Annotated in this window: 15 protein-coding genes and 2 pseudogenes; 6 read left to right on the top strand and 11 right to left on the bottom strand. The window is 55.5% G+C overall.

Translation table 11 applies throughout. The features are described from left to right. Positions 1–49 precede the first annotated feature (49 nt). Positions 50–760 carry a FadR/GntR family transcriptional regulator gene (locus tag J1D76_RS13445; protein ID WP_150715864.1) on the bottom strand — a complete coding sequence of 237 codons (711 nt, stop codon included), beginning with the start codon at positions 758–760 and terminating at the stop codon, positions 50–52. Between the two features lie 280 nt (positions 761–1,040). On the opposite strand from J1D76_RS13445, the gene J1D76_RS13440 reads away from it, so the two are divergent. The 3 genes from J1D76_RS13440 (at position 1,041) to ampC (ending at position 4,995) form a co-directional block, all read left to right on the top strand. Further along, complete coding sequence (locus J1D76_RS13440; protein WP_421138771.1) at positions 1,041–2,387, top strand: MFS transporter; 1,347 nt, start codon at positions 1,041–1,043, stop codon at positions 2,385–2,387. A 12-nt stretch (positions 2,388–2,399) separates the two neighbouring features. Beyond that, positions 2,400–3,743, top strand: coding sequence for a glucarate dehydratase (gene gudD / locus J1D76_RS13435; RefSeq protein WP_421138770.1), 1,344 nt, complete (start codon positions 2,400–2,402; stop codon positions 3,741–3,743). Between the two features lie 142 nt (positions 3,744–3,885). Beyond that, on the top strand, positions 3,886–4,995 hold the full coding sequence (gene ampC / locus J1D76_RS13430; RefSeq protein WP_421138838.1) for a class C beta-lactamase: 1,110 nt from the start codon (positions 3,886–3,888) through the stop codon (positions 4,993–4,995). 188 nt (positions 4,996–5,183) lie between these two features. Here the strand turns inward: ampC and J1D76_RS13425 are convergent, their stop codons facing one another. Further along, positions 5,184–5,744: a DUF4174 domain-containing protein gene (locus tag J1D76_RS13425; RefSeq protein WP_421138769.1), complete on the bottom strand. Its 561-nt coding sequence runs from the start codon at positions 5,742–5,744 to the stop codon at positions 5,184–5,186. Between the two features lie 900 nt (positions 5,745–6,644). Here J1D76_RS13425 and J1D76_RS13420 point away from each other — a divergent pair. Both J1D76_RS13420 and J1D76_RS13415 read left to right on the top strand, forming a co-directional pair. Continuing rightward, positions 6,645–7,359 (top strand): annotated as a pseudogene (locus tag J1D76_RS13420) (sensor histidine kinase); the annotation flags it as partial. A 122-nt stretch (positions 7,360–7,481) separates the two neighbouring features. Next, complete coding sequence (locus tag J1D76_RS13415; RefSeq protein WP_421138768.1) at positions 7,482–7,838, top strand: AbrB/MazE/SpoVT family DNA-binding domain-containing protein; 357 nt, start codon at positions 7,482–7,484, stop codon at positions 7,836–7,838. A gap of 178 nt (positions 7,839–8,016) precedes the next feature. On the opposite strand, the pseudogene J1D76_RS13410 reads toward J1D76_RS13415, so the two are convergent. The 5 genes and pseudogenes from J1D76_RS13410 to J1D76_RS13390 all read right to left on the bottom strand — a co-directional run bounded on the left by J1D76_RS13410 (position 8,017) and on the right by J1D76_RS13390 (position 12,879). Further along, positions 8,017–8,345: pseudogene (locus tag J1D76_RS13410) on the bottom strand (hypothetical protein). 741 nt (positions 8,346–9,086) lie between these two features. Next, positions 9,087–10,268 (bottom strand): thiolase family protein, encoded by a 1,182-nt coding sequence (locus J1D76_RS13405; RefSeq protein WP_421138767.1) that lies wholly within the window; start codon positions 10,266–10,268, stop codon positions 9,087–9,089. After that, entirely contained in the window at positions 10,265–10,717 is a 453-nt protein-coding gene (locus tag J1D76_RS13400) for a Zn-ribbon domain-containing OB-fold protein (protein ID WP_421138766.1), read from the bottom strand. Before J1D76_RS13400 ends, J1D76_RS13405 begins: the two co-directional genes overlap by 4 nt. Beyond that, complete coding sequence (locus tag J1D76_RS13395) at positions 10,698–11,645, bottom strand: NAD(P)H-dependent flavin oxidoreductase (RefSeq protein ID WP_421138765.1); 948 nt, start codon at positions 11,643–11,645, stop codon at positions 10,698–10,700. The genes J1D76_RS13400 and J1D76_RS13395 overlap by 20 nt, the downstream gene beginning before the upstream one ends. Before the next feature lie 34 nt (positions 11,646–11,679). Continuing rightward, positions 11,680–12,879, bottom strand: a complete 1,200-nt coding sequence (locus tag J1D76_RS13390) for a CaiB/BaiF CoA transferase family protein (protein WP_421138764.1) — start codon at positions 12,877–12,879, stop codon at positions 11,680–11,682. Between the two features lie 291 nt (positions 12,880–13,170). Between J1D76_RS13390 and J1D76_RS13385 the strand changes: the two genes are divergently transcribed. After that, positions 13,171–14,082, top strand: coding sequence for a LysR family transcriptional regulator (locus tag J1D76_RS13385; RefSeq protein ID WP_421138763.1), 912 nt, complete (start codon positions 13,171–13,173; stop codon positions 14,080–14,082). An 85-nt stretch (positions 14,083–14,167) separates the two neighbouring features. On the opposite strand, the gene J1D76_RS13380 is transcribed toward J1D76_RS13385, so the two are convergent. From J1D76_RS13380 to J1D76_RS13365, 4 genes are all read right to left on the bottom strand, one after another. Beyond that, positions 14,168–16,645, bottom strand: coding sequence for an efflux RND transporter permease subunit (locus tag J1D76_RS13380; RefSeq protein ID WP_421138762.1), 2,478 nt, complete (start codon positions 16,643–16,645; stop codon positions 14,168–14,170). A 36-nt stretch (positions 16,646–16,681) separates the two neighbouring features. Then, the gene (locus tag J1D76_RS13375; protein ID WP_421138761.1) at positions 16,682–17,752 is read right to left on the bottom strand and encodes a WD40/YVTN/BNR-like repeat-containing protein; all 1,071 of its coding nucleotides are present in this window, start codon (positions 17,750–17,752) and stop codon (positions 16,682–16,684) included. Positions 17,753–17,842: 90 nt separating this feature from the next. Further along, on the bottom strand, positions 17,843–19,564 hold the full coding sequence (locus J1D76_RS13370) for a DUF1302 domain-containing protein (protein WP_421138760.1): 1,722 nt from the start codon (positions 19,562–19,564) through the stop codon (positions 17,843–17,845). A 277-nt stretch (positions 19,565–19,841) separates the two neighbouring features. Next, complete coding sequence (locus J1D76_RS13365) at positions 19,842–20,549, bottom strand: SDR family NAD(P)-dependent oxidoreductase (protein WP_421138759.1); 708 nt, start codon at positions 20,547–20,549, stop codon at positions 19,842–19,844. Positions 20,550–20,574: the final 25 nt, after the last annotated feature.

The raw sequence follows: 20,574 nt of genomic DNA, 5'->3' as shown, positions 1-20,574 counted from the left end.
TGGGAGCGTGGCTTGCCCGCGATGAACGATAACGCGGTATCACTGACCCTCAACTGGGCGCAAACCGGTCACGGCTGTTAGTCAGGTGCAACCACATCGCCGCCCGCGCCGCATCCGGGTCCTGGCGCTTGATGGCGTTGAGGATCGCCTCGTGTTCAAGGTTGGCCAACTGACCCAGCTTGCTCAAATCCACCGCGCCGCGCTCGGCGGCATTGACCCGGGTGCGCGGAATCATCGCATTGCCCAGGTGCTGCATGATCTCGGTGAAGCACAGGTTGCCGGTGGCTTCGGCGATCAACAGATGAAAGCGCCGGTCGGCTTCGACGCAGCTGTCGTTGTTGGCCAGCAGGCTTTGATAGTCGTCCAGCGCTTCACGCATCTGCAAGAGGTGCAGGTCGCTGCGACGGCTTGCCGCCAGCGCCGCCGCCTGGGTTTCCAGGCCCATGCGCAACTCCAGAATGCTGCGCACCCCCAGCGCCGTGTCGACATTCAGCCGCAGCCCCTGCTCCGGCGCGCGCTCGATCACGAACGTGCCAATGCCATGGCGGGTTTCCACCAGCCCCGAGGCCTGCAACTTCGAGATCGCCTCACGCACCACCGTGCGACTGACCCCGTGTTCCTGAACGATGGTGTTTTCCGAGGGCAACTTGTCGCCGGGCAACATCTGCCCGAGCAGGATGCGCTGGGTCAATTTCTCCACCAGGTCATGGGCCAGGTTATGGCTGCGCTTGCGAGCAGGTACTTCGAGGTCTTCTTGCATGAGGCTGTCCACCAATCAGGGCTATCGAATCGTAGCACCGCGCCTGGTGGGAATCCTGATAAATCTCGCCAAACTTGTATGACAACACTCAACTTAAAGCCCATTTCCAATCAAGAAACACTCCAACCAGCACTGAAAAAAGTATAAAAATCCTCCTTAAAAGCTCATTTTTGTTGAATCTGCGTGGTTGCGCAGTGAAAAAACGTAGTTGTATGATGTCTATCAACAACGCAGCACTCAGCTTCACCCCGCATAAAAATAACGAGTGGGAGAAAACGCAGTGAATACATCCATCTCCGGGATGCACGACAACGCCAATTCAGCGCTGAAGTCCGCCATCGCCAAAGTCAAACGCCACGTCTTGCCGCTGTTCGTCATCATGTTCATCGTCAATTACATCGATCGGGTGAACATCGGCTTCGTCCGCGCCCACATGGAACACGACCTGGGCATTGGCGCTGCCGCCTATGGCCTGGGTGCCGGACTGTTCTTCATCGGTTACGCGCTGTTCGAAGTGCCTTCCAACATCCTTCTGCAAAAAGTCGGCGCGCGCATCTGGCTGACCCGGATCATGCTGACCTGGGGCTTGGTGGCCGCATGCATGGCATTCATCCAGAACGAAACCCACTTCTACATCCTGCGTTTTCTGTTGGGTGTGGCCGAAGCGGGGTTCTTCCCCGGGGTGATCTACTACTTCACCCGCTGGTTGCCCGGTGTCGAGCGCGGCAAGGCGATCGCCATCTTTCTCAGTGGCTCGGCGATTGCCTCGCTGATCTCCGGCCCGCTGTCCGGGCTGCTCCTGCAAATCAGCGGCCTGGGCCTGCACGGCTGGCAGTGGATGTACTTCATCGAAGGCATGTTCTCGGTGGGGTTGTGCGTGTTCGTCTGGTTCTGGCTGGACTCCAAACCCCACGACGCCAAATGGCTGAGCCGCGAGGAACAGGACGCGCTGGTCAAGGCCATTGATGACGAACAACTGGCCCGGGAAGCGGCGACGCCGATCAAACCGTCACTGGGCAAGTTGCTCAAGGACCGCCAGATCATCCTGTTCTGCCTGATCTACTTCTTTATCCAGCTGACCATCTACGCCGCGACCTTCTGGCTGCCGAGCATCATCAAGAAGATGGGCGACCTGAGCGACGTCCAGGTCGGGTTGTTCAACTCGATTCCGTGGTTGCTGTCGATTGTCGGCATGTACGCCTTCGCGTCCCTGTCGGCCAAGTGGAAACACCAGCAGGCCTGGGTCGCCGCTGCGCTGCTGATTGCGGCCGCCGGGATGTTCATGTCCACCACCGGCGGGCCGGTGTTCGCGTTCGTTGCGATCTGCTTCGCAGCGCTGGGCTTCAAATCGGCCTCGTCACTGTTCTGGCCGATTCCCCAGGCCTACCTGGATGCACGCATTGCCGCTGGCGTCATCGCGTTGATCAACTCGGTGGGCAACCTCGGTGGCTTCGTTGCGCCGACCACCTTCGGCCTGCTGGAAGAGCGCACCGGTTCCATTCAGGGCGGGCTGTACGGCCTGGCCGCGACCTCGATCATCGCCGCCATCATCGTGTTTGCCGCCCGCAACAAACCCAAATCCGCGCCTGCCGTCGAATCGGCCAAAGCTGCGCCACGTCACGCCTGAAAGGATAAGAAAATGACCGCACAAGACATCGCCAAGGCCCCGATCATCACCAGCATGCAGATTGTTCCAGTGGCCGGCCACGATGGCATGCTGCTCAATCTGAGCGGCGCCCACGGCCCGTTTTTCACCCGCAATATCGTGATTCTCAAGGACAACGCCGGTCACACCGGCGTCGGCGAAGTGCCGGGGGGCGAGCGCATTCGCCAGACCCTCGAAGATGCGCGCAGCCTGGTGGTCGGCAGTCCGATTGGCACATATCAGAAGATCCTCAATCAGGTACGCCAGACCTTCGCCGACCGCGATGCCGGTGGCCGCGGTTTGCAGACTTTCGACCTGCGCATCACCATCCACGCCGTCACCGGCCTTGAAGCCGCCTTGCTCGATTTGCTCGGCCAGCACCTGGACGTGCCGGTGGCCGCCCTGCTCGGTGAAGGCCAACAGCGCGATGAAGTGAAGATGCTGGGTTATCTGTTTTATGTCGGCGACCGCAACGAAACCGACCTCGCCTACCGCAGCGAACCGGAAGCCGACAACGACTGGTTCCGCGTGCGCCACGAGCAAGCCATGACCGCCGACGCGGTGGTGCGGCTGGCCGAGGCGGCCCATGCCCGTTACGGCTTCAAGGACTTCAAACTCAAGGGCGGTGTGCTCAGCGGCGACGCCGAAATCGAAGCGGTCACCGCCCTCGCCGAACGTTTCCCCGATGCACGCATCACCCTCGACCCCAATGGTGCCTGGTCGCTGAAAGAAGCGATCCGTTTGTGCCGCGACCAGCACCGCATACTGGCCTATGCCGAAGACCCGTGCGGCGCGGAAAACGGTTATTCGGGACGCGAAGTCATGGCCGAGTTCCGCCGGGCCACGGGCCTGAAAACCGCAACCAACATGATCGCCACCGACTGGCGCGAGATGGGCCACGCGATCCAGTTGCAGTCGGTCGATATTCCGTTGGCCGACCCGCACTTCTGGACTATGCAAGGCTCGGTGCGCGTGGCGCAGATGTGCCACGAGTGGGGCCTGACCTGGGGTTCGCACTCCAACAACCACTTCGACATCTCCCTGGCGATGTTCACCCATGTCGCGGCGGCCGCGCCGGGCGAGATCACCGCCATCGACACCCACTGGATCTGGCAGGACGGCCAGCGCCTGACCAAGGCCCCACTGCAAATCGTCGACGGCTGCGTGCAGGTGCCGCAGAAACCGGGGCTGGGGGTGGAACTGGACATGGATCAGGTCGCCAAGGCCCACGAACTCTACAAAGGCATGGGCCTGGGCGCGCGGGATGACAGTGTGGCGATGCAGTTTTTGATTCCGGGCTGGAAGTTCGACAACAAGCGGCCGTGCCTGGTGCGTTGAATCAACGGTTGCGCGTGGCCGCCTGTTGGCGGCCGATTTTAAAAAGCGCTCGGAGCATGGCGCTTAAGCCCCTAAAATGACGCGCAACCGAATCAACGACGGATGAACCAACATGGACAGGCTGAATACCATCGCCGCTTGCATGGCGATATTCGCCGCAGGCCAGTGCGTGGCGCAGGATCAAATCGAGACAGTAGTGAACGCCGCTGTACAACCGGTGATGCAAGCCGAGGGTATTCAAGGCATGGCCGTGGCGGTCACCGTCAACGGCCAGGCGCATTACTTCAATTATGGCGTCGCCTCCAAAGACACCGGCAGCCGGGTGACCCAAGACACCCTGTTCGAAATCGGCTCCGTCAGCAAGACGTTTACCGCCACGCTCGCCGCTTATGCCCAGGCCACCGGCAAACTGTCACTCAACGACAACGCCAGCCAAGTGCTGCCGGCGTTGCGCGGCAGCGCGTTCGACCACATCAGCGTGTTGCAACTGGGCACCTACAGCGCCGGTGGTTTGCCGCTGCAATTCCCTGCTGAGGCTGACTCCGCCGACAAGATGCTCGGTTATTTCAAACAGTGGAAACCGCTCTATCCCGCCGGCAGCCAGCGCCTGTATTCAAACCCCAGCATCGGCCTGTTCGGCTACCTCGCCGCCCATAGCCTGGGCCAGCCGTTCGATGAGCTGATGGAGAAAACCCTGCTGCCGAAACTGGGTTTGCAACACACCTACCTGCACGTGCCCAAAGACCAGATGGCGCGTTACGCCCAAGGCTATGACAACGACGGCCATCCGGTGCGCGTCAACCCCGGGGCGCTGGATTCCGAGGCGTACGGGGTGAAGACCAGCGCTGCCGACCTGCTGGCCTATGTCAACGCCAATCTGAAACCCGCATCACTGGAACAGCCGTTGCAGCAAGCCATCGCCCTGACGCACAGCGGTTACTACACCGTTGGCGACTTGACCCAGGGCCTGGGCTGGGAGATGTACCGCTACCCGATCACCCAGGATCGTTTGCTCGACGGCAACTCCACGCCGATGGCCATTCAGGCGCATAAAGTGCAGTGGCTGAACCCGCCGCAAGCGCAGCCGCAGGACGTGCTGATCAACAAGACTGGCTCAACCGGTGGCTTCGGCGCCTACGTGGTGTTCGTGCCCTCGAAAGACATCGGCATTGTGATGCTGGCCAACAAAAACTATCCGAATGCGGAGCGGGTCAAGGTGGCTCATCGGATATTGAATGCGCTGGCGCAATAAGACGGCCTGGTAAGGGTGACGCCCCGTCACCCTTATGCGTTTGACACAAGATTCATCGGCGCAATGCATGCGCACTGGCGCGGCGAGCTTGCTCGGGAAGGCGTGGTGTCAGTCGACATTTGTATGTCCTGATACACCGCTTTCGCGAGCGAGCTTGCTCCTACAGGGTTGTGTTTATTGATGTTGAATTAATCGTCTGGTTGTTCTGCGGGTTTGGCCGGCTTGGCTGACTTGGCTGACTTGCCTGGTTTTGTGCCCTTGGTGCCCTTGGCCGCTGGCTCGGCTTCGGGAGCCGGCGTCACCACGGCCGCGGTAAATTCTTTCTCGGCGGCTGGCAGTTGATCAACGGCGCTGAAGATATCTTCCAGCTTGATCGTGTCCGACTGTTCAAGCTTCTTCTCGCCATCCTTGCCGACCAGGATCACCTTGGTCTTGGCGCCGGCACCCAATTTCAGCGAGCGGATCAGCGCCGCCGTGTCCTGTGGCCCCATGTCCTTGCCATCGCGTTGGCCCATCAGGTTGAGCACGGTGTAGAGCACCATGCTGCGGTCGGTGAAGCCCTTGCGATTGGCCGGTTCATCCAGCGACTTTTTCAGGCTGACCCACGTTGGATCGACAGTGCTTGGAGCGATGACAATCAGTGGCCTGGCCCTGCCCTTGTCCATGTCCAGCGGTGAGTCGCCATCAGCGGCGAACAAGGGGCCGGCAATCGCCAGCAAAGTAGCCAGGGTCAATGACCTGATGAGCATGCGCATCTCCTTTTGATATCCACGCTCTAATGATTGCGCATCGCGGCGATCGTTCCGGATGACGAACCGCAAATATGTTTCGCCTTGTCCCAAGCTTAGGTCAGGGCGGTCATTGCGCAACAGGTCGGGGAAATCTCAGGGCGCCCGGGAAACAGGCCTGGCGGATTGAGTCAGAATGCTTAATGCTACCACAGAGGTAGCTTGTAAAATTATTACCTATAAAATCAGCTACATACTGATCAATTCATCACCCAAATCCATCATTACGTAAAGTTTCATGAGAAAAAAGCTGAAATTCTTTACAACCCCGCGTCGGCGAATCCACGTCCTTTCGCATGGAAGACTCTGCCTGGCCTTTACAGGATTAAAATGCAAATGTCTCTGCCCCTTGGATGAGCATTTCCTCTACCAAACGCGTGCCCTGCGTGGTGGTGAGCATCTTCATTGGGCTCATTCCGGAAAGCGTTTTTTAGGTTTGGAAAGCCAACGCTTAGCTTTTTCACCGTCACCAAAAGCGCGAACGCCATAGCAGTGATGTGGATGACTCGGAACAATCGATCACTTTCGTGCACCGTGAGCTGCAGCTCACGTGCTAACCTCGAATTGAGCGTTTTAAGAGAAATGATCTGATTGCGCTCTATCCGATTTAGCACTCCAAGCTGGCAAAGGGCTTCAACTCTACTGGGAGAGAAACCAGCTTCAATAAGCTTGTGAATGTCTTCACCTGAGTCACTTAAAGGGATTCCAAGCAGCAGTTCCAGCCTAATCCGGTAAGTTATACCTCACTCCAAGCAAGCAACTGCTTGCAGCGGAGAAGGCTGGCCTGTTATTTCATGATCCTCAGCAAACTTGCACTTGTGACTGTGCGCTGCACATTGGCGGTCGCCAGTTGACGATCTTCGTCCTGCCATCGATGTGGCCTACCACTCGACGAAGGACCTTCTGGAACTGATCGGGGACATCCTCGATATATGCCCGCATCGAGTCCGGGCACCTGAGCCTGAATCCGGAACGGGTCAATCCAGAGGAATTCGTGGCGTCGGTGGCGCGTATCTTCGACGGCCTGGCCAGGCAGAAGGGGCAGGAACTGCAACTGGAACTCAACCCGGCCAACCCGACGATCGACGTGTTGCTCGATCCCTTGCGCTTCAAGCAGGTGTTGTCGAACCTGATTAGCAATGCCATCAAGTTCACCGAGCACGGCCAGATCAGGATAATTGTCGCCCTGCACCTGACCGGCGAAACTGATCAGGTTCAAATGCTCCTGCTGGTCGAAGCAAGTGGCCCGGCGATCAGCGATGAGGAACAGCAACGCCTGTTCGAACCTTTCGCCCAGGCTGGCAAGGCCGGACAGTTGGCCTGGGGCGGTGCCGGGCTTGTCCTGGTGATCCGCCGTAGCCTGTGCGAAATGATGAACGGCAGCCTGCAGTTGAGCAGCCAGCCGGGCGTCGGTACCCGGGTAAGGCTTTCATTGCCGTTACCCACACTGCCTCGCGAATCCAGGAAGCAAACAGCCGAGCCGCCCATCCACTGCGCCACGGTCCCATTGAATGTGCTGGTGGTCGACAACCACGCGGCCAATCGCCTGCTGATGTGCCAGCAACTGGAGCTCCTGGCCGTCGAAATTCATTAGAAATGAAACTGAATTCATTAAAAATGAAATCAGCCAACCATTGCCAGCCGTATTGCTAAACCCAAAAACGGCAGCATCGGCGCCTTTTATGAAAGGCCTACGTTGTGAAGCCACTGTGGATCCAACCGGTCGTCACCGGCAGTCATGGGTCGATTTCTGTCGGTCACGACCGGCACGAAGCGGCCATCAGCGGTCAGCATCAGGCTTCAACTGGCGAAGACATTGCGAGCATAATGAATCATGCCCGCCAAGACCAAAGTGTGAGTAACGTCATGACCGAAGCCCAGCGCTGGACAGTGAAATGCCAAGATCCTGCCGATGGAAGTGGCGACGTCATCATTGACTTGCCGCCGGACCTACTGGCCAGTTTAGGACTGAGCATCGGCGACGTACTGACCATTGAAGTGATCGGCGGCGCGATAGTTCTGACGCCGAAGTCGAGCGACTTAGCTACACCCTGAATCGTGCCGGCGCGCTTTACCTAATCTTCAAACGGGCAAATGCGAACGGCACATCTGAGCGGCGGCGTTTGGGCACTGATCCGGCGGCGAAAGTCCGTATGGGATGTGGACTCAACCGTTCGCGAGGGCAGCAATCGGCGAACAAGAGACTTGCTTGGCGCCTGCTGGGAAGCGTGACTTACATCGACTTGACCGATACCACTTCTACATAACGGAATTTTTTCCTGGCTGCTTTGGTGGCTTCCTGCTCTGCCAGCAGCGTACTCAGAGTATCGGCTTCATAGAGATCTTAAGCGTCGTTCCTTCAAACTCATTGCCCACACGGAGGGTCACCAGAAGCCTCGGGGTACAGGCTTTGGGGACCTTCTTTTTCGCCACCTTTGATAAGGGTACGGCAGCGACGTCCGGCTGGATTTCTTCCACGGGGGCGGTGCTAACCGGCGCAGATATTTCAGCATTGCCGAATAAAGCTTGGCGCATCTCTTCTTCGGTCCATTCTTCGTTCATGCAGCTTCTCAAGGGCCTGATCACTAAACCAGCGCAATTCTAACAGTTAGTCTTGGCGAAGCAGTTTCCAGCACTGGAATGTGTTCTGGGCGATAGTGATGGTGATTTTTCAGATGCTTCTACTGAACCTAATGCTGCTATGACGAGGCTTATAGGGCAATTATAGTCAGCGAGATAATTCAGGATATTCGGGAATGGCTCGTCGTCCACTTATGGCTGATTCTGTTGAAAAAGTCGGCAAGAGTCTGCGACGTCTGCCAGTGCTCCACTCGCGTAAAGATTCCCTTAAAGCCAGTAAGATTGACCGCCTATCCGCACTGCGGATGCAAAAACCAGCAATCCACCTTGACTAATTTCAGTCCGCATTCCCGGTGGGTCAGTTTTCAATCAGCGCCGACAGGCTGGATCGCCGCCACGCATCTTGGCGTTGCCGAGCCAGTGCGTCTGCTTGAATCGCTGGTATCATCATAGATTGCGGCGGGCTAGCGGTGCAGTGTCTGATCTTCAGGCGCTGGCTCCGAGCAAGGCTGGAAGTATGCCAAATGCACTCTGCAACCCAAGATGCTTGAGCAATTGACACCACAAGGTACTCACGCGAAATCAGCTGGATGCAACGCTTGCCCAATATTAACCTTGCAACGCATAGTTAGGTATTACCTGGAAAATCAACATATGCTTCACCTTTTAGGGACTTGATCCGCCAACGCTCCGCGTACCGAGCCGAGGGTGGCAGGCTGAACGTCAAACTGTCAGTAACAGTGCCCCTCCGGGAGCTCCCCCGCCTGTAGACACCACCGCTACTTGCGGATTGCCGCCGACCTGGCGGGCGCCCGACTCGCCCCATAGCTGCTGGCAGGCTTCATGTAAAAGCCCGAAACCTTGAAGTCGACCCCCTGACAGTTGGCCGCCGCCGGTATTGAGTGGCAACTCGCCGCTGAGCGAGATTCGTTTACCGCCCTCGACGAATCTGCCGCCTTCACCCTCAGGACAAAATCCCAACAACTCAATCCAGCACAATGCATTGAACGTGAATCCATCATAGAGCTGCGCCAGATCCACATCTGCCGGCTTCAGATCTGTCCTAGCCCACATCGAGTCACACGCCCCGCGAATTAGCGGCTCATGATCAAGGTTACCCTGATCCCAGCTCCAGCGCTCGCTGGTCGCTGTTCCGATCGCCTCGATCTTTAAGGGATTGGGGCGTCGGGTGTCTAGAGCCGCATCAGCCCGTGACAACACGAGTGCCACGGCACCATCACAAGGCACATCGCAATCATAAAGTCCAAAAGGAGAGGAAATCATCCGTGCAGATAGATAGTCGTCCATCGACATTGGGTTACGGTAAATTGCTGATTCATTCAGTTGCGCATTAGCACGAGCGTTTAGAGCAATCGCGCCCAGTTGTTCACGCGTCGTGCCATAACGATGAAAATGTCGCGTTGCGTAGAGACTGATCCAGTTTGCCGCTGAGAATGCGCCGAAAGGCGCTCGCCATCGGTCATCTCCACAGATAATGCGGCTTGCGCTCTGCCCATCTCCGGCTCGTTGCAGACTTTGGGCGGTCGACTCCCAGGTCGCACGAAAAATAAGCGCATGTCGACACAAACCCGCCGCTAACGCGAGCGTTGCCTGTACCAGCGCGCCCGTATGACCAGCCATTTCATGGCCAGAGTTAAACCATCGGGGTTGAAAGCGAAACAGTTCTTCAATGTCGGAAATCCCGGCACCGCTATACCCATCAGCGCTAAGCGGCCCAGGGTGCGAAGACAACCCGTCAATATCCTTGCGCTCAAGTCCGGCGTCGCTGATGGCATTGAGACATGCCTGCGCTGCGAGCGCGCGGGGATCGCCACCCAGCCGGCGGCCGATTTTCGACATGCCGATTCCGGTGAGCCGGACCTCGCTTTCGACTTTTGCGCTCATTCGACCTCCGGCGTGAACAACGGGAGCCAGGTTGGCCCGACCTGTTCAAAGCAAACTCGCACGGGAAGCCCGATGCGAACCTCGGAAATTTCAACGCCAATCAATCGTGTGGTCAGACGCACGCCTGGCGCGTCATCAAACTCCACGATCGCGAGGATGTAGGGTGGAGTGAATGCAGGATGCCAAAGGTGGTGATTAACAGTGAAAGTGGCAACGTGGGCCCGGCCACTTACAGTAGTGAGTTCAACTTCATCACTCAAGCAGCGCGGACACAGCGGCGCGGGGGGATGGATGAAACAGCTGCAAGACTGACACCGTTGCAGCTTCAGTAGCCCCAGCGCGCCGGCGCTCCAGAACTCTTCTGTTCCAGCAGTGATCTGCGGGTAGGGACGTAATACGCTAATATCTTGATCACAGTGGGCCACGGGTTCAAAGGGTGGCTTGGTCATACTCACCTCGCAGACGCTCAACCAAACTCGCGACAGCTGGCACATCGTCGATTGAGCCAACTCCGTGCCCCGCGCTCCAGACATCCCGCCAGGCCTTGATTGGCTCAGGCAAATCAGGCTGAAACAAGCCTTTGCGCGGCGGCAGACTGTCCGGATCGAGCCCGGCAGCAATGATCGAGCCGCGCATGAATGTGGCGTTGAAGCCAGAAATGCATTCAGTGACCATCACATCTGCAGCTTGCTGTGAAACCAACAGCGCTTTGTATTCGGCTGACGCCAGCGATTCCTCAGTAGCGCTGAAACGCGTGCCCATGTAGGCATAGTCGGCGCCCATTATCTCGGCCGCTCGGATAGAGCGACCTTCGCTGATGCCGCCCGCGAGGACAATCACGCCCTGCCAGATACGCCTGACTTGCTCGACAAACGCGAAGGGATTCATTGTACCCGTGTGCCCACCCGCGCCCGCTGTCAACAAAATGAGCCCGTCAACCCCCGCCTCAATGGCTTTACGCGCGTGTTTCAGATTGGCAACGTCGTGAAACACCAGTCCCCCATAGGCATGTATTTTAGCGACGACATTTTTTGGGTCACCGACACTGGTGATGACAAGCGGTACTTTATGGCGTTGCACTGTTTCGAAATCAGCAATAAATCGCGGTTTGCTTTCATCGTGAACGACCAGGTTTACCGCATAGGGCGCAGAGGGTCGTTGTGGATGTTCACGTCGCTCTTGCTCCAGCGCGTGACGGATGTCCAGGATTGCTTGCTCGGCGTCTTCTGCAGAGCGCGCATTGGCGACTGGGTAAGAGCCGATGACACCTGCCTTGCAGGCGGCAATAGTCAGCTCGGTGCCAGAAACCAGAAACATAGGGGCGACGATGAGCGGAAGGCCCACGCTACCCCGCAGTGTTTGAGTATTTAAATTCATGATGATGCTCACGCCTAAGAGATCAGAAAATTGATCAGCGAATGGCCGAACGCGCCCGCAGCGCAGCAAGTTCAGCCTCATCAACCCCAAGTTCACGAAGTATTTCGTCGGTATGCTGCGCAAAACGGGGGCCGGCGCGTAATTCACCAATATGGCACTCATCAAATTGTGCGGGCGAGACTGCCGCCCGATAGCTCGCCCCATCGGAGCGGTCCACGGTACCAATGAATCCATTGACCAAAGACTGGGGATCATTCAGTGCTTCTAATGGCGTTCTGACTGGCGACCAAACTCCTTTGAGAGTACGTAGCCGGACGCACCAATCGTCCAGATCGCGACGCGCAAATATTGTGTTGAGTTCTGCCGTCAGTGCGTCCCGATGCGTGTGCCGCGCTTCGCTGTCAGCGAAGCGCGAATCATCGAGCAAATACAAGCTTTCTAAATGCGCCACCAAATCAGGCCACCAACTATCAAAAAGTACGCATAAAGATAACCAGCGCCCATCACGCGTTCGGTAATTGTTGGCAAGCGCCAGTGTTGGTGTCGCTTGTGGGCGAGTCGCCATAGGGGGCGCTCCAATTCCGGTCGCCAATAATGGCTGAGACATCAGGAACGTCCCCACCATGAGCAACGCGTTGTCAACAACAGCACCGCACCCGGTGCGCTCTCTTCGGAAAAGTGCAGCTGCGATAGCGCCAGCCAATGTCACGCCCCCTGTCAGGTCGCCGATGGAGCCAGGTTGCCAAGGTGGCGCCTCCCCCGAGTGAGTTTGCAAATGCGCCGCACCCACTCTGCACCAGGCACTGGGGTAGTCAAATCCCCCCGCATCCTTTAGCTCCCCGCGCAGCCCGTACGCCGTGCCGCGGGCATAGATAAGTCGGGGATAACGAGCCATCAGTGTGCCCGCTTCAATACCAAGTTTGAGACGCGCAGCTGTACGCATGTTTGTTAGAAAGACGTCTGCACCATCGAGCAGACGATGCAGTTGCTCCCGGCCTTCCGCCTGAGTCAGATCGAGCGCGATGCTACGCTTGCCTCGGTTGCCAACTTCGAAGTACGGGTTCACCTCACTGTCGGTGCCAGGCAGCTTGATGTAACGAGAAGCGTCGCCCCCCTGAGCTCTTTCGACCTTTATTACATCAGCCCCCCAGTCTGCCAGCACCATACCAGCAACAGGCACAAAGGTATGTTCGGCCACTTCGACAACTTTGATCCCTTTCATAACATCGTACATTTCATCCTCCTTCAGCTCGCCAGGCGTACGGCCACAGACCGCTGATTTTTATTGGTGGGGTCAGGATGATTTTCTCGGGGTTGGGGGAAACAGGCGAATAATTAGAGTGGATAAACTATAAGGATTTATTATGCGGGCCGGGTGCAGCCGCTTTTATGATTGACCCTCAATGAAATAACATGCAGCCTGCTTGAGATCCGTCGCAGTCACTTCGAACCAGCAATGCCCGCATTTAATTTTCTGATTTCCCACATAAACTGAACGCCCAAGTCATCATCAGGCACATTTCAAATGATTAAAGATGCACGCCTGCTTGTAGAGTTTGCCGCAGTTGCCGAAGCCGGGTCATTTACGTTAGCCGCTCGGGAGTTAGGCGTCGCTCAGCCTTGGTTATCGGCGCAAGTACGAAAATTGGAAGACCAGCTCGGTGTTCGCTTGTTTGATCGAACAAGCCGCCAATTAAAGTTGACTTCTTGGGGCGAAGAACTCCTGCAGGCGGCGGCGCCTCTGCGTCGGCAGACAGATATTACACTCGCCCAAGTTACAGCGTTGTGCAATCGGGCCAGAGACTCGTTATACGTCGGCTTGCCACCAAGCGGCGTAGACGAAGTGATTCTGGCAATTTTGCAGAGTGCACGACTCGGAGATCGATACGATGTGTCCGTGGAGCACGGAGTTTCAGAGAGTCTGATCTCGCGATTGCAACAAGGCGTTTTGGATCTGATATTTTTTATCGGCAGCTTCGACCTTGATGAAACCATCATCGAGAAGTTACCGATCTGCCAGGTCTACGTTCACTTAATCCTGGATCAGCGGGATCCCCTCGCCGCTGCGCCGCACGTTCGCATAGCGCAGTTGCGTGGACGTACACTCTCGGTATTTCCCCGGCGCCTGAATCCTGAACTCTATGACGATATCGCAAATCAGACATCGGCAGCGAACGTCGTCATTGGGCAGTTCCCCGAGGTTGATCTCCAGGAACCGGCCTCGAGCCCGGCCAGCAACTCGCCCATACGAATTGCTTTGGCTACTGTATTGGGAGGCTCGTCAGTTCCTCCCGGCTACAAGAGCGTACGTGTTATCGATATCGACGACTGCTGGTTACAGGTCGCACGCATGAAGAGCAATTCGTCCGGCCCTGTTCGGCGTACTTTCTGGCAAGCCGCACAGGCGTTAGTTCAAAGGCTGGACGATGAACGCTAGCACCGACAGCAGATGCACTCTGCTTTCCAGTTCACCAATATCGCCCGACTTGGCGTTGACTCAAAACGTAGTTCGGTCCGAAATTTTATGCCGTGCGAACCCTTCGCTGAATTTCTGTTGGCTTGACCTCCTCCAAGGAAGCAGGTGCTAAACATTCCGGTGGATTATCACCTACTCCTTTAAGCAAAAAATGCGAAAGAGCAGGAATAAGGATCAGTGCTCCAATCATGTTCCAAAGGAACATAAAGGTCAGAAGAATTCCCATATCTGCCTGAAATTTGATAGGCGACCATGCCCAGGTCACAACGCCCGCAGCCATGGTCAACCCCACCAGAGCTACGACCTTCCCTGTAAAATCCAGAGCTCCCCGGTATGAGTCGGCCAAGCTGACACCCCGTCGTTGGAGCATCAGCTGAACACCCAGCAGATAAAGGGCATAGTCCACACCCACACCCACGCCAAGCGCAATGACTGGCAATGTCGCGACTTTGATGCCAATGCCCAGTACGACCATCAAGGCTTCACATAAGAGTGATGTCAACACCAAAGGAATCAACGCCACAAGCGTTGCCCGCCAGGACCGGAAGGTTAAGAGACATAGAAGCGTCACAGCACCATAAAGGAAGAAATGCATCGTCCAGAACGAGTGTTTAACCACCATGTTGGTCACCACCTCGATCCCTGCCGAACCCGCTACCGGCAGAAACTGAATTTTGTCGCTGTCATGTTCGGCCGCGAACTTTTCTACCGTATCCAATACCCGAGTCAACGTATCGGCCTTGTGATCTGTGAGGTAGGCCACCAATGGGGTAATCGAACATCCCAAGTTAGTGATGCCAGGATCGGCCACGATTGCTGCAGATACTGCAGAATCATTGATACGTTGGTCACGACTGATGGTGAACCATTTCGGATTTCCCTCAAAAGACGCCGATGTTATAAGGCGTGTCATCCCAGCCAAAGACTGCGTCGTCTGAACACCAGGCGTCTGCCGCAGCAGCATCTCCAGTCGATTGATCTCTAACAGGTTCTCGTAAATTCGGCACCCTTCTTCCTGGGTTTTGATAATTACTGCGAACTGGTCGCTGGAAAGCCCAAAATGTTGGGTGATGAAGGCAATGTCCCCGTTGTAACGTGAATCCGACCTGAGTTCTGGGGCTCCTGCATCAAGGTCCCCAACGCGCAGCTCGGAACGGATTAGAAGCGCACCACTGCCCAGGCACGCGGCGACAACAATGGCCACGATTGCAAAGCGCCTTTCGGTAAAACGCGTCAGGATTGTCCAAAGCTTGCCTACCGGGTCACGTTCCCCTTGCTCTCTATGTTCCTGCCTTACAGCGCGCGCAGCAGCTTTCTCACTCACGCCGGTGTATGACAGGGCAACAGGAATTAGCACCAACTTTGTAAAAATCAACACCGTGACGCCAAGACTCGTCGTAATCGCCAAGTCCCGAATGACTGGGATATCGATGACCATCATGACGGCGAAACCGACAATATTGACCAACAAGGCTGTCAGTCCAGTGAAGAACAAGCGCCGAAATGTATAGCGAGCAGCTATGTATCTATGCGTCCCCCGCCCGACATCCTGAAGTATCCCGTTCATTTTCTGAGCACCATGGGATAGGCCTATGGCAAAAATCAGAAATGGCCCCAGGATCGAATAGGGATCCAGATCGAATCCAAAGAGCCGCATCAGGCCAAGCATCCAAACGACGCCTAGTAACGAAACTACCACCAACAGTACGGTACTGCGAACGCAACGCGTGTAGGCATAAACAAAAGCGCTGGCTATTGCAGTCGAAATGGCGAAAAAAGTCAAAACCTGAAAAAGACCATCAATCAAGTCACCCACCAACTTGGCAAATCCAACAATGTGAATCTTCACAGTGTCAGTTTCCAGCGAGCGAACCCGCTGTTCCAGCAGAGTAGAATACTTGCTGTAATCCAGGGGTTGACCTGTAGTAGGATCACGTTCCAACAAAGGAACAATGACCATGCTGGAACGGCTGTCATTAGAAATCAGCGAACCAATCAGTCCTGCATTTTCGACGTTTCGACGCAAACTATCGATGCTTTTCGCATCGCCCTTGTAAGTGGCCGGCATCACTGGACCACCGGAAATGCCTTCCTCAGTCACTTTGCGCCAACGGACGATTGGGGTCCAGATGGATCGCATCCATGAACGATCCGAACCAGGTGTCAGGAAAATGCTGTCATTGACCTGTCGCAAGACATCCAGATATTCGGCGTTATAAATATCACCGGCACGGTTTTCCACCACTACCCGAATATTGTTTCCCAAGCCGGGAAGCTCGCCTCGGTTATTGAGATAGTTTTGGATGTAAGGATGTGAGCTAGGGATAACACGTTCGAAACTGGCATTGAGTTGAATTTGCGTTGCGAAATAGCCGAGGAGACCACTGACCACAACGCAGAGGAATATCACCACCGGTCGGTGGTTGAAGACTAATCGTTCAAACCAGCTGCCGCTGTTGACATTGAATGCTGCCAAATTTTCAAGCACTGGAAAGGTATTGGTGTCTTTCGTTCCGAGAGCCACGCTGATTTCCTCAAGACAATTGGTTCAAGTAATCGCTCAGCTATCGCTAAACGGAAACGCAATGGCACCCGCAGGGCCGACGATGACGACGCTTGATGCTCCAGGGATTAGCGTCATTGAAAACGCGGGAATGGAGCCCAGCGATGGCAACTTCGACAATTCACTAGCGACTGCACGGTTCGAGAGCAGTTTTCCGTCCTGATCCATTAGCAGAGCCGAACCATCCGCCAGATATTGTCCAGCCACTAGGCTGGTCTCTGAAGGATTAATCAATTTTTGCCAGTTCCGCCCAGCATCATCGCTTTCGTAAGCATTGCCACGCAGGCCGAAAGCGAGAACTTGTTGATCTTTCACGATCAGCCCAAAGAAGCTTCCTTTGTAGGGAGACTCCAGCGCAGTAAAACGCTGGGTGTTCTGATCGAGCCGTAGAAGCAATCCAAGCTCACCTGCGATATATAACTCATGCCCGTCGCCCCGAATGGAATACAGATGGTAGCGCTGCGGATTGTCGGTCCGCTCCATCCAAGGCTCCCAGCTCACCCCACCATTTTGAGTATGTAGAATGAGGTTGAATGCTCCGACGATAAAACCCTCTTGATCGTTGCGAAACCAGACGTCCAAAAGTGGAAACGCCGGGGGCTCTGAAGCCAGCGCGGTCATCTCGTCGATTACCCGAACCGACGAGTCGTCACCGTCATTAGCTCGCGCTTGATAATAAGGCACTAATAATGTCGCGATAGCGCGTCCATCCAACTGCTGTTTCCATGTTAGGCCACCATCGGCGGTATGAAGTACCACACCATCGTGACCCACAGCCCACCCCGTTTTAGCAGTAGGAAATGACACAGCGGTCAAATCACTACTAACGGGACTATCGACTTGGCGCCACTTTATCCCTTGGTCCTCGGACAGCAGAATCCGCCCCGCTGGACCAACAGCCACCACCGTCGAACCAGCGACCGTAACGCCCATGAGCATGTCCGTCGACGCGGTTCTGCTGGAGGAGGAAGGAAGATCCAATGGATCGACAAAACGAGCAGTTTCGGCTACTGCCGGAACAGCAACGAGTCCCGCCAAGCAAAATGCTAATGCTAGCCGCAGCGTCATGGGAGATCTCCGATTCTAATTATTGTAATTTTCATGGCGAATGTGACTGGAGCGTTAAAAGCCTCGTTCCAGCCACATGGGCCAAACCGATCAGAAACCAGTTTTCAGCGTCAGCGAGACATAACCCCGGTCAGTCAGGCCCACGCTGCCATTACCTCCAGTCACATAGCCCGTGGTGTCGTCATATTTCGTGTGGGCGTACTGATCGGTGTAGCGCAATGTCACTTCATGACGTTGATCGTAAATTGCGCGAATCCCGCTAGACCAGGTCAGCGCTCCCTGGTTGCCACCGCCCGCGGCGGCGTTGCCGTATATGCCGTAATTCACAGTCAATGGTAGTTCAATGTCGACGCGAGGAAATACCTGAAGCCATTGTGGGGTGAAATTGCTAGCCACTGCGACGAAATTCCGGGTGGCACAGCCGTCCCATTTGTCCTTTCCAGCACAGCTGGCATAACCGTCGCCATTGAACAGATTCTTGTTTTCGGTAACTTTGTCTAGGTGGCTAACTGCAAGTTCGGTTTGCCAAGTACCTGTGTCATACAAGGCGGAACGGGATAACAGCTGGATGGCACTCAATGACATGTGCCAGGTATTACCAATCGCCGGTTTGTTGTCAGGCGAAATACCCGAGCTAACCAACCCCGTACCCTGACGGTACGAAAGATCCAAACCTACCGAAGTTGAGCCGATCTGCTTGGCCGCACTGATCCCGTAAAGCTTGGTGTTTTCCACATAAACGAAACGATAGCCTTCCGGGATACCTAAACCGAGAAAATTCCCCACCGTTTGCAGGCCACCTGGGTTGTAATCATCGAATACCCGATAGTAGAAGCCAAGCGTCGTGTCGATCGCTTCTGCGTTCCAACGCAACGCCACACCCCAGTTGCCTGCGTTGCTTGGCTCTTTAGGATCTAACCGACGAGCACTATATGCACCTAACGGTGAGCCTGAAGGAACCAAAGGAAAGCGATCAGGACCAGCTAACGCAAAGTCAGTACCACCAAGGTAGGTTCCGCCCTCGGGTGCGCGAGTAGACTCCCATTCATAAAAATATTGTGCGGCCACCGAAACGTTGCTGGTTAGCTGAGCCTGCGTGGAGATCTGCCCGACAGGCAGGAAAACTTCTTTGGTTTCGGAGCCCGGGGTAGCTGCCGCCTTACGACCATCAATTGGAGCTTGCGAGTAAGAAATCGCGTGCCCTGGAAACAGGAGACCTTCCCCCCAATAAATGGTATGACGGCCAGCTTTGACGTTCACAGGAACATCCCCAGCGTTGAAGCCACCGAATACAAATGCGTCCAAGATCTCCCCTGAGACACCCCGGTAGTACCGCTCGGTCGTACCTGAATAGTTATTGTTGTCGTAGCTAGTTTGCAGGCCATTACCCGAATAGGCTTTGACGTTGTCATTCTTGTAGGCATCGTCATACCAGCTGGCGGCGCTCACGCGAAACCCCAAATTATTTTTGTAGACCATGTCCATTTCTGTCAGAACGTCGACGCGATTCTGGACCATGTCACCACGGTCAAACTTCAGATCGCCCTCGTCATAGAGACCTGCCCTGTTCCTGACAATATCCTTGTCCTGCTTTTCGACACGTACGCTGGCGTTATAACGAATCGTATTGTCGAGTCGCAGACTAATATCGGGACTGCCTGTATCGATCGTGAACGCCAAGGCTTGGCCAGAGCCTACCGCAGCAATAGTCATTGCCAGCAGAGAAGGCAAGGAAGCGACCGAGCGGTTTGGGCACAGAAGATTACGACGCATAGGAACCTCATTGTTTTTTTTATTGAGGATAAGGAGCAACCGTTCGCTCCGTTTCGTTCCGCCCCGGGTCACCAGAGCAACAAGCCAAAACATATATACGATTTAGATAATTATCATGATTAAACCCAGCTGGCAACCTGTCAGCTAGAAATCCTGACAATGTTTAATTACTGCTCGCTCAGCGAAACGGTGACTCAACGAAATGCCTACGGAAATGCGCTGCCCGCCCCTTTTGGAAAACGAGCTGGGCAGATATTTCACGAAAAAAAGCGGACGAGCTTTGAACGCGTTTCAAGATCGATTAGGGGCCGGATGCTTAGACCCGGCCAGAAACAGGAATTAGCGCGCCGGTGACGGCGCTTGCTTGAGGGGAAAGCAAAAATGATATTACTGCCGCAAGATCGTTGGGCTTAACCCAGCGATCAAATTCGGCGTCAGGCATATCAGCACGATTTTGTGGAGTGTCGATGATGCTTGGCAACACGGCGTTGACGGTGATGCCCTTATCTTTCAATTCTTCGGACAAACTCTCGGTCAAACGAGCCACGCCCGCTTTGGAGGCTGCGTAGGCGCCCATCCCCATGCCGGACTTCAACGCGGCGCCCGCACCTATATTGACGATTCGCCCAGCGCTCGACTTAAGCAGCGCTCCAAGAGCGGCCTTACTTGCCGTCGCGGCGGTCCGCAAGTTGATTGCGTAGAGAAAATCCCAGCTGGCGAGATCCCCATCAGCCAAGGTTTCCCAGCGAAAACCACCGGCGATATTGACCAAAGCATCCAAGGCGCCTAGCTCCGAGACAATTTGACCTATGGCTTTCTGCGCTGACTCGTAGGAAGTTAAATCGATATTTCCTAGTAGAAGCGCATCGGCCAATAGTGCTGGCAATATCCCGGCAGGTTCGACCGCTCGGTCAATCATGGCTACCCGGCCACCTTGCCTGACTATTTCCTCAGCAACTGCCATACCGAGTATGCCGAAGGCCCCTGTGACTGCCACGATTTGCCCATCCAACTTCAAACTCATAAGTCCTCCTGCTCACATTTTCTCG

It is taken from the genome of Pseudomonas sp. NFX15 (assembly GCF_049132105.1).
In the GTDB taxonomy this organism is placed as follows: Bacteria; Pseudomonadota; Gammaproteobacteria; order Pseudomonadales; family Pseudomonadaceae; genus Aquipseudomonas.
The sequence above is the reverse complement of the archived record's forward strand: the minus strand, read 5'-3'. Positions and strand labels throughout refer to the sequence as shown.

Excerpts from the sequence above, each read along its gene's own strand:
- J1D76_RS13365 (WP_421138759.1), bottom strand. The coding sequence starts at position 20,549 with ATGAGTTTGAAGTTGGATGGGCAAATCGTGGCAGTCACAGGGGCCTTC.
- gudD (WP_421138770.1), top strand. The coding sequence starts at position 2,400 with ATGACCGCACAAGACATCGCCAAGGCCCCGATCATCACCAGCATGCAG.
- J1D76_RS13400 (WP_421138766.1), bottom strand. The coding sequence starts at position 10,717 with ATGACCAAGCCACCCTTTGAACCCGTGGCCCACTGTGATCAAGATATT.
- J1D76_RS13375 (WP_421138761.1), bottom strand. The coding sequence starts at position 17,752 with ATGACGCTGCGGCTAGCATTAGCATTTTGCTTGGCGGGACTCGTTGCT.
- J1D76_RS13395 (WP_421138765.1), bottom strand. The coding sequence starts at position 11,645 with ATGAATTTAAATACTCAAACACTGCGGGGTAGCGTGGGCCTTCCGCTC.
- J1D76_RS13385 (WP_421138763.1), top strand. The coding sequence starts at position 13,171 with ATGATTAAAGATGCACGCCTGCTTGTAGAGTTTGCCGCAGTTGCCGAA.
- J1D76_RS13390 (WP_421138764.1), bottom strand. The coding sequence starts at position 12,879 with ATGTACGATGTTATGAAAGGGATCAAAGTTGTCGAAGTGGCCGAACAT.
- J1D76_RS13405 (WP_421138767.1), bottom strand. The coding sequence starts at position 10,268 with ATGAGCGCAAAAGTCGAAAGCGAGGTCCGGCTCACCGGAATCGGCATG.
- ampC (WP_421138838.1), top strand. The coding sequence starts at position 3,886 with ATGGCGATATTCGCCGCAGGCCAGTGCGTGGCGCAGGATCAAATCGAG.
- J1D76_RS13425 (WP_421138769.1), bottom strand. The coding sequence starts at position 5,744 with ATGCTCATCAGGTCATTGACCCTGGCTACTTTGCTGGCGATTGCCGGC.
- J1D76_RS13445 (WP_150715864.1), bottom strand. The coding sequence starts at position 760 with ATGCAAGAAGACCTCGAAGTACCTGCTCGCAAGCGCAGCCATAACCTG.